General features: G+C 60.7%; 9 protein-coding genes. All 9 read left to right on the forward strand.

Translation table 11 applies throughout. The features are described from left to right. Window positions 1–511 precede the first annotated feature (511 nt). The 9 genes from nrfD (GPA_RS08395) (at window position 512) to GPA_RS08430 (ending at window position 9338) form a co-directional block, all read left to right on the forward strand. Window positions 512–1450: an NrfD/PsrC family molybdoenzyme membrane anchor subunit gene (gene nrfD / locus GPA_RS08395; protein WP_015539599.1), complete on the forward strand. Its 939-nt coding sequence runs from the start codon at window positions 512–514 to the stop codon at window positions 1448–1450. Window positions 1451–1461: 11 nt separating this feature from the next. Further along, on the forward strand, window positions 1462–2463 hold the full coding sequence (locus GPA_RS08400; RefSeq protein ID WP_156790974.1) for a slipin family protein: 1002 nt from the start codon (window positions 1462–1464) through the stop codon (window positions 2461–2463). 254 nt (window positions 2464–2717) lie between these two features. Then, entirely contained in the window at window positions 2718–3116 is a 399-nt protein-coding gene (locus GPA_RS08405; RefSeq protein ID WP_015539601.1) for a GntR family transcriptional regulator, read from the forward strand. A 142-nt stretch (window positions 3117–3258) separates the two neighbouring features. Continuing rightward, window positions 3259–3729: a HipA domain-containing protein gene (locus tag GPA_RS17430; RefSeq protein ID WP_331429721.1), complete on the forward strand. Its 471-nt coding sequence runs from the start codon at window positions 3259–3261 to the stop codon at window positions 3727–3729. Between the two features lie 222 nt (window positions 3730–3951). Further along, window positions 3952–6483 (forward strand): molybdopterin-containing oxidoreductase family protein, encoded by a 2532-nt coding sequence (locus GPA_RS08415; protein WP_041239335.1) that lies wholly within the window; start codon window positions 3952–3954, stop codon window positions 6481–6483. A 26-nt stretch (window positions 6484–6509) separates the two neighbouring features. Next, window positions 6510–7118, forward strand: coding sequence for a 4Fe-4S dicluster domain-containing protein (locus tag GPA_RS17435; protein WP_083809010.1), 609 nt, complete (start codon window positions 6510–6512; stop codon window positions 7116–7118). Between the two features lie 18 nt (window positions 7119–7136). Beyond that, window positions 7137–8369, forward strand: a complete 1233-nt coding sequence (gene nrfD, locus GPA_RS08420; RefSeq protein WP_041239336.1) for an NrfD/PsrC family molybdoenzyme membrane anchor subunit — start codon at window positions 7137–7139, stop codon at window positions 8367–8369. Window positions 8370–8514: 145 nt separating this feature from the next. After that, on the forward strand, window positions 8515–8871 hold the full coding sequence (locus GPA_RS08425) for a hypothetical protein (protein ID WP_041239337.1): 357 nt from the start codon (window positions 8515–8517) through the stop codon (window positions 8869–8871). A gap of 14 nt (window positions 8872–8885) precedes the next feature. Then, entirely contained in the window at window positions 8886–9338 is a 453-nt protein-coding gene (locus tag GPA_RS08430; RefSeq protein WP_041240297.1) for a DUF4405 domain-containing protein, read from the forward strand. Window positions 9339–9388: the final 50 nt, after the last annotated feature.

Raw genomic sequence — 9388 nt, forward strand, 5'->3', positions numbered from 1 at the left:
CTTCCGTCACGGCATTGCCACGCGCCCGGCACCGGCCGAGGGAAACCAGCCGAGTGCGGCGGGTGGGCGGCGGGGTGACGTCTCCTTCTGCCGTGCCGCCGCTGCGCTGCTGGGCGCGCTTGTCGGGTAGGGGAGGCGCTTTTTGGCCATAGCCTCGATTCTCGTCCACATGATCGCAGATTCTTGAACAGGGGAAATGATACGTTTCGCCTGATCAAGAGTGTGGACGAGAATCGAGGCTATGGCAGCGGCGGGGCTGCCCGGCGATGGTCGGCGGCGCTTCTGGGTGATTGGCGGGATGCGGGCGCGGGGTCGCCGTTCCGTTACGATGGTGCTATAATACCTATGATTTGTTACATTGCGACAAATAAGATGCTGTCGGGCGTGATGCGAGCGCCATTCGCGGCAGTCGGCGTGCTCGTCGCAAGAGCGCATCCGCGGCGGAGGGCGACCAGCGGTCTGAGGGGCCGGCCTGCCGCGCCTGCAGGCTGCACAGGGGGTCGAGATACGTATGTTCAACCTGCTCACGACAGGTTATCTGTTCCTCGGCGGAGCCGGGGCGGGGGCGCTCGTCGTGTTGGGCGCGCTCGAATGCGCCAACGTGCGGCGTCGGTTCGCGCTCCCTCCCGCCCGGGCTGCGCGCGTCGAGCGGGCGCTCGCGCTGCCCGACGAGTTCTTCGCACGCGGCTGGCCCGTGTGCTTCGTGGCCCTGGCGGCGGGCATGCTCTGCCTGCTCGTGGATCTCGGCCGCCCGGAGCGCCTGCTGAACCTGCTCACGTCCCCGGAGCCGTCGGCCATCGCCGTGGGCGCCTACGCGCTGGTTCTCGCGCTTGCCTGCGCCGGCGTGTTCTCGCTGGTTGAGCTGCTGGACGGGGTGCGCGTCCGGCCCGCTGTTGTGTGGGGAGCGGCCGTGGCCGGCGTGGCGGCGGGGCTCGTGGCCGTGGCGTACACGGGCGTGCTGCTGCAGGGGTTGGCGTCGGTGCTGTTCTGGCAGACGCCGCTTCTGCCGATGCTGTTCTCGCTGTCCTCGCTGTCGTGCGGCATCGCCTGCGCCTTCCTGGGCGCCGCGTTCGTCGAGACGCGTCGGCCCATCACGCGCCCGCTCGCTCGCCTGGCGCTCGTCGACGGAGTACTGCTGGTGCTGGAGGCCCTGGTGATGGCTGGCTATCTAGCCTGGGCGTTTGCAGGAGAGGGCACGGCGCTCGCAGCGCAGGCGCTCGTCGCGGGCGATCTGCGCTGGGCGTTCTGGGGCGGTGCGGTCCTGTGCGGCCTGGCGGTTCCATTCGCGCTCGAGCGCTGCCTCACGCACGGCAACAGCCGCACGCAGCTTCTGTGGATCGCGGCGGCGCTTCTGGCGGGCGGGTTCGCGCTTAGGTTCTGCCTCGTGGGCGCCGGGGCCTACGATGCGACGCAGCTGCCCGGCCTGCTGTTCGGTTTGACGATAGGATGAGAGGCAAAGCCATGAGACGACGAAAAGCCGACCGCACCATGCGGGACGCCCCCTACGAGCTCACCGACAAGGAGGCCGAGATCAGGGCCGCCACCTCGTACGTGCCGCGCAAGTCATCGCGCAACGGCGCGGTCATCTTCAGTATCGCCGTGTTCGCGATGACGGGCGCTGTCGTGCTGGGCGTCGCCCTCGTCGCGACCGGCGGCATCGGCCTCGCTGCCATCGTCGCTGCGCTGCTCACGGCGTTGCTCGTGCTGTCCTCCACGCACATTGCGCTCTCCTGGGAGAAGGTGGTGGTGCTGCGCTTCGGCAAGCTGGCGCGCGTCGTGGGGCCGGGCCTGTACCTCACCATTCCCCTCATCGAGCACGGCACCATCCGCGTGGACCAGCGCACTATCGCCACGCCGTTCTACGCCGAGAAGACGCTCACGGCCGACCTCGTGCCGGTGACGGTGGACGCGGTGCTGTTCTGGGTGGTGTGGGATGCCGAGAAGGCGTGCACCGAAGTGGAGGACTACTACGCCGCCGTGTCGTTTCTCGCCCAGACGGCCATGCGCGAGGCTGTGGGCCGTTCGACCGTGGCCGAGGTGGCGCTGCGCCGCGACCAGCTGGATATCGAGATAAAGGAGGACATTGAAAAGGAGGCGGCCAACTGGGGCGTCGACATCATCTCGGTGAAGGTGCGCGACATCCGCATCCCCGACGAGCTGCAGGAGGCCATGAGCCTGGAGGCCCAGGCCGACCGCGAGAAGAACGCGCGCATGTCCGTGGCCAGCGTGGAGAGCGACCTGGCCGAGATGCTGGCCGAGGCCGCGCGCATCTACGGCGATCCCGACGCGGCCCTGAAGCTGCGCACGATGCTCATGCAGTACGACACCGTGAAGAAGTCAAAGAGCGCCGTGGTCACGGTGCCGAGCTCGTTCTCGGACGGCTTCGCCGACGCCGCGGACAAGGCCGGTGCCGACGGGCTCGGCAGGGCGCCGTCGGACGCGGTGAGGGGCGGCCGGCAATGAGCCCGGCTATCGGGGCGGCAACCGAAAGCCGTCCCGTCCCGGTGCGGAACGGAGGGCTCGAAGAGGCACTGGTTCGGGGAAAAGCGGTGGTCGGCATGGGGATTGAACCGTTTACCCGAGGGGCGTCTCTCGTACGGATCGTTCGCCCGCGGCACTCCCGTTGCGGGGATTGCGCGAACGTTGCAAGGCCTGCAACCTGCGGCAACGTGGTTCTGTTATGATGAAAGCTAACCGACACCGTGAGAGAAAGCCCCATGAGCCCGCTTGAGTCGTTCGAAATAGATTACAGCAGCGGCCTGCCCGTATGGATACAGGTGAAGAGCCGCATCGCCTATCTCATAGGCTCGGGCGCCTACGTTCCGGGCGACCGCCTGCCCACGGTGCGCGCGCTGGCCGTGGACCTGGACATCAGCTACAACACGGTGAACCGAGCCTACATGGACCTCGAGCGCGAGGGCTATATCTCCACCCGCAAGGGCAGGGGAACATTCGTGGCCGAGCGCCATTCCGTGGGCGCCGACCTGGCTGCGAACAGCCCGGTGGAGCTGCTGGTGGACGACATGATCCGCGCCTGCGCCAACGCCGGCCTCGCCGACGACGACATCATCGCCATGGTGGCCGCCCGACTGGCAAACAAGAAACTCGCGCACTAGGCGCGCGCCCGCCCGACGTGCCGTTACCGATCGGGAACAACAGCGCGAAAACCTCTTGACCGTTCCCGATCGGTAATAGTGTTCTCAAGTCGCTGGGTTCATCCCGAACGGGAACGCGGTATGAATCGAATACTCTCGGCAGGTGACTTTGGCGCGATCGTTCGTGCGCGACGGAAACAGCTCGGTTATTCCCAGCACCAGCTTGATGCTGTACAACTATTTGATCAGCAATTGCGGCGCGCATCTTAAAAACTATTCGCTTGCCTGGACTGGCTCCAACTCCGTGCGCTTTGTTCCGGCCTATGATCTTGTGTCGACAGCGGTGTACGACGGTCGGTGCGGAGCCAAACCGAGTCGCAGCATGGGCCTGCGCGTGGGGGAACACCTGAATATCGACAAGGTGAATGCCGACGACTTCGACCTGCTTGCGAAAGAGCTGAGGCAGCCAGCTTGGCAGGCTGCGGACGAGCGTGCGCGCTTGCGACATGAGCTGCCCGATGCGCTGCGGCGTGCGGCGGAGCAGGCGGTATGCTCGGGCTTCGGCGAGGAAGCCGATGCATTGGCCGACCGCATCCTTTTCGGCGCCAAAGTTCGCATGAAGGCGTTCGGCTAGCACATCGTAGATGACCCTTCTATCTCCTTCTATCTCCGATCCGGCATAGTTTATTCTATTGATTGTCGCAAGACATTGTGATAATGTGACAATATCGAGATTGGCCAATACGAGGATTAACAAGGGGGTATCCCGAAGGCCAAGCGAGGGGAGCGGAGGTGCGCACTACGTTTTCCCGAGCAGCTTTCTCCAGGGTATCCTGATGATCTTTGAGGAGGAGATATGTCAGGAAACGAACGCCCACATTCTGGGTTCACGCGCCGAAGCTTTCTCAAGACGACTGCCGTTGCGGCCGGTCTGGCCGCGGTCGGTACCGCCGCAACGCCGTCGCTCCAGGCCTTGGCGGCAAATTACGAGTCAGGTCAGGATGAAACGAAGAGCGAACATGTATTCTGCGGAGTCTGCCGCGGCAATTGCTCTGGCACTTGCAAGCTCAACGTCCATGTTCGCGATAACAAAATCGTAAAGACTTCAAAGCGCAAATTCAATTCCTTTCCGAACGGCGAGATCGATAGGATTTGTCTGCGTGGTTTAAGTCACCCCTACAACGTTTACGGTCCGAACAGGATCCAATATCCCTTGAGGCGTGTCGGAGATCGAGGCGCGGGAGAGTGGGAGCGCATCAGCTGGGATGAAGCTGTGACTGAAATTGCTGAAAAATGGCAGGCGATACGAGAGAAGTACGGCGACCAGGCAATTGCTTACACGCGAGGATCGGGCAATATGGGAACGATCAGCGGCGTTGCTTCTCCCATGTTCAATGTTTTCTTCAATAAGATCAATGCAACGCAGATCAAGATTGCTCGTGATCAGGCAAATACGCGTGGCGTCAATCGCGTTGTAGGCAGCCTGGGCGATTGGGTTCTTAATGATCCTTCGGACTTCAAGAATGCTAAAACGCTATTTGTCTGGGGAGCCAATATCACAGATGCCCAGATGCACGATTGGCATTTCATAGCGGAAGCTCAAGAATCAGGTACGAAGCTGGTGGTTATCGATCCAGTTTTAACGCAATTAGCTGCTAAAGCAGACAAATGGGTGCCGATACAGCCAGCAACCGATGCTGCGCTCGCGTTGTCTATGATGTATGTGATGGTGAGTGAGGAGCTTGAGAACAGGCCGTTTCTCAAGGAGCACACGTGCGCTCCGTTTCTAGTCAGAGAAGATACAGGGAAATTCCTTCGCATGAGTGATCTTGGGGTGGAGCCGACTGTTATCGAGGTAAGCAGAGAGCAGGTTTCGGCCGCCTCAAGTTCTAACAAGGGCGCCGCTGTTGGCCAGGGTTCGACGATAACGAAGATTGTAGACCAGCCGGCGGTGCTCGAATTCGACGGAAAGCCGGTCGGAGCTGATGATGCCAAGGACCCCAGGCTAAGCGGAACGTATAACTTTAACGGGGTCACTTGTCGTACCGCATACGATCTTCTCGTTGCCGATATCATGGACTATTCACCGGAAGCGGCCTCGAAGATATGCGATATCCCCGCTGATACTATTATCGAACTGGCCCATATGGCGGTGGATGGTCCGTGCATTCATCGACTCGGCTGGGGATCCAACTCATACACGAATGGCGTGCACGCCGCCCATGCCAATATAACCATGGCGGCTTTAACGGGGCAAATAGGTTATCCGGGTGCGGGTACCGGTATTGGTGATTTTAAACCCTGTTGGGGCATCAATGCTTTGGTAAAGGGCATGACGGCTGCAAAATATCCCATGATATCGGCGCTGTTTTTGCCCGAAATAATGCGTACTGGTAAGTATAAAGGACAAGATTATCCTATTAAGTCGCTCTACGTTTATTCAGGGAACCCCGTTTGCAATCAAGTAAACACTAATGAATACCTACGCGATATTGTAGGAAATCTCGATTTTCTCGTCGTTGCCGATTATACGTTTACCGATACGGTCAAGTATGCCGACATCGTTCTTCCAGCTGCGCATTGGTTCGAGCAACAAGATGTGATTGCCATTTCGGCCACGCAATGCTTTATCTATAGTGAAAAAGCGATTGATCCTTTGTACGAGTCGAAGTCTGACTTGGATATCCTTCGCCTATTTGCCGAAAAGATGGGCCATCCTGACTTGCTTTCTCTTTCCGATGACCAATACATGGCACAGGTCATCAATACGCCGGCTTTGGAAAAGCTAGGTATAACCTGGGAAAACGTGAAAAAGAACGAAGACATGTATTGGTATCCAAGCAAGCCTTGGATACCGTGGGAGAATGCCGAATTCAAAACTCCTTCTGGGCGAATGGAGTTCTATGTAGAGAATCCGACCGTTCAGTTTGATATGGGGCAAGAATTCGATGTTGAACGCGAACACTTGCCGCGGTATTTCAATCCGACTGAGGCGTACCAAGGAAGTCCTGCCTGGGATAAATACAAGCTCATTCTTTTGAGCGAACGTCCAAGATTCCGCGTGCATTCCATGTGGTCTGACAACCAGTACCTGCGCGAGCTCGACCCCGAGCCGACTATCAAAATGAATCCCGTCGATGCTGGCGAGCGCAATATAGCAGATGGCGACTATGTGGAAGTGTACAACGATCGCGGCCACTGCGTTGCGAAAGCCATCCTTAACGATGCCGTTCGTCCCGGATGTACGGTGTACCCGAAAAGCTGGCAGCAAAACCAATTCAAAGCCGGATCGTGGTCGGAATTGCTGACTTCGGTCTACGATCCAGTTGGGGTGAATGAGAGCTATTTCGACAATCTGGTCGAGATTCGTGTCTGGAATGAGGGGTGAGCACTGTGGTAAAAGAACGGCTCGGAATGACGATAGATACCAAGCGTTGCATAGCATGCAATTCATGTGCAGTCGCTTGCAAGATAGAAAATAATCTTCCTAACTTCAATTGGTGGAACCGGGTGATGACGGTCGGCGGCAATCACATGGATGCACCTTCAGGGATGTACCCGAATCTTGAAATGTACAACATAACGCTTGCCTGTCAGCATTGCGAAAACCCTGCGTGCGTGAAGGTGTGTCCGGTAGGGGCGACTTACAAGGATGAGGAAACGGGAGTCGTGCGTCAAGACTATGACAAGTGTATCGGTTGTCGTATGTGCATGGCGGCCTGCCCTTACACGGGTGTGCGCTCGTTCAACTGGGAAGAGCCGAGGTATCATCTTGAATTCTCCGTCGGAGACTCCGATGTGCCTGGGCATCAGAAACATGTTGTAGAAAAATGCACCATGTGCTGGCATCGGCTTGCTAAGGGGTTAGCGCCTGCATGCGTTGAGGCTTGCTCTGCCCGTGCTCGGCATTTCGGGGATTTAAACGATCCTGACTCTGACGTCTCTCGCCTTATTCGCGAACGCGGATACCAGCAATTGCTGCCGGAGCGCGGAACGGAACCGTCCGTTTACTACCTCGTTTAGCTTGGAAGGAGAACTATCATGACCGAGGATATTTCGGCGACACCATCGCCTAGAGCTTCGTCGCCCAAGGTCCCTGCTGCCAAATTCGGGGGCAGGGGAATCAATATCGGCATCGCGGTCGCTGCCGTCGTGACCGTCGCGGGCCTCGCCCTGTGGGTCGTGCAGCTCTCCGGCGGCCTCGTGCAGACGGGGATGCGCAACTTCGACTCGTGGGGGCTCTACATCACCCTGTTCATGTTCCTGGTGGGCCTGTCGGCTGGCGGCCTCATCATCTCATCGGTGCCGCGCGCGTTCGGTATGAAGGGCTTCGGCGGCATCTCGAAGGTGGCTGTGTGGACGTCCATCTGCTGCACGGTGCTCGCCATCGCCTTCGTGGTGGTGGACCTGGGGCACCCGGCGCGATTGTGGGAGCTGTTCGCGTACTCGAACCTCGGCTCGCCGCTCATGTGGGACATCGTCGTGCTGGGCACCTACCTCGTCCTTTCCATCGCGTACCTGTGGGCCACGCTGCGCTTCGAGGGCGGCAAGGGGTCCGAGAGGTCGCTGCGCGCCATCAGCGTGGTCGCGCTTGCGTGCGCCATCCTGGTGCACTCGGTGACGGCCTGGATCTTCGGCCTGCAGCAGAGCCACGAGATGTGGTACACGGCGCTTCTGGCCCCGTGGTTCGTGTCCTCGGCGCTCGTGTGCGGCACCTCGCTCGTGCTCGTGGTGGTCATCGCGCTGCGCCGGGCGGGCTACCTCGAGCTCGACCAGGCGAGCATCGTGAAGCTGGCGAAGATGCTGGGTGCGTTCGTGCTGGTGGACCTGTACTTCTTCGCCTGCGACCTCCTGACCGCCGGCTTCCCGAACGCCTCGGGCGCGGAGGTCGTCGCCATGCTGACCGCCGGGCCGCTCGCACCGTTCTTCTGGACCGAGGTCGTGGGCTGCATCCTCTGCGCCGTGGTGTGCTTCGTGCCGAGGCTGCGCACGAGCCCGCTCATCGTGGTGGCATCGCTGCTGGCCATCGTGGGCATCTTCTGCAAGCGCGTGCAGCTGCTGGTCGGTGGCTTCCAGATCCCGAACATCGACATGGCCGGTCCCCTGACGCCTTACACCGTCACCGGCTGGGAGTCCGGCATGGCGGGCGCCTACCAGGGTATGGTCTACTTCCCGACGCCGCTCGAGTTCGGCGTGGCGCTGGGCGTGGTGGGCCTGGGGGCGCTCCTTTTGCTGGCAGGGTTGAAGTTCCTACCTCTCAAGCCGGCCGAGTAACGGCAACGACTGTTCGTTCGAAGCGCGCCGGGTCCGAACGTCCACCCTCCCTGCCCGGCGCGCCTTCGTGGTTCGACGGGGCGCCCATCGCCGCCTGCGCGTTATCGTGCGGCAGGCGCCCTCCTACTTGAAGGCGATGGTTCCCATGGTTAGAAAACTCGTGATAACGTTGGCGGCGTTTCTGCTGGTAGGGTCCTGCGTGTTCGGGGCAGGCCTGGTGGTCGATGCTACGGTAGGCCCGCCGCAGGCGATAACAGTCGATTCTCCTTGCCCGGCCGTCGGGTGCGCGTCGGGAGAATGCCACGGGCTCGACGACGTGCCCGCGCCCGACGGCATTCACGAGATGAACTGTCCCGAAGCCTCCTGCTCGAGCGTGGAGTGCCATGCGTGGGACACGCTGGCCACGCGTTACCGCCAGGCATCCGACGCGAGTCTGAATCTGTGGGTGCTCGCGCCGGTGGTGCTTGTGGTGGCCTTGGTGCTGCTGGTGCGGAAACTTTAGGAGGCGGAGTGGCTGTGGATGCGAAGAAAAACCTCGTGATCGATATTCTCGCGTTGGGAGCATACGCGGTTGTGGCCAATCCTGTCTTCACGGGCATCGCGGTGCACGAATGGGCGGGGCTTGGGCTGGTTGTCGTGTTCCTGGTGCATGCGGCCGCCCATGTCGACTGGGCGGTGGATGCGGTGCGCACGGCGTATCGCGACCCATCGTGGGTGCGCAGGGGAAACCTCGTGTTGGACGCGCTTATCGTGGTGGGTTTCATGGTGGCGACGGTCTCGGGTCTCATGGTGTCGGGCACGGTGCTGCAGGTGCTCGGGCTGTACGCACCCGGTTATTTTTTCTGGGACCCGTTGCATGCGATTGCGGCGAAGCTGCTGCTTGCACTGCTAGTAGTGCATGTGGCGGTGCACGCGCGCTGGATCGTGCGGATGGCGAGGAAGGGGAAGGGCGATGACGAACTCGATTGACGGACCGAAAAGGTGGCAGGCTCGCGCCGCCGCCTGGGAGCTCGCGGCGC

Source organism: Gordonibacter pamelaeae 7-10-1-b, from assembly GCF_000210055.1.
Classification (GTDB): domain Bacteria; phylum Actinomycetota; class Coriobacteriia; order Coriobacteriales; family Eggerthellaceae; genus Gordonibacter; species Gordonibacter pamelaeae.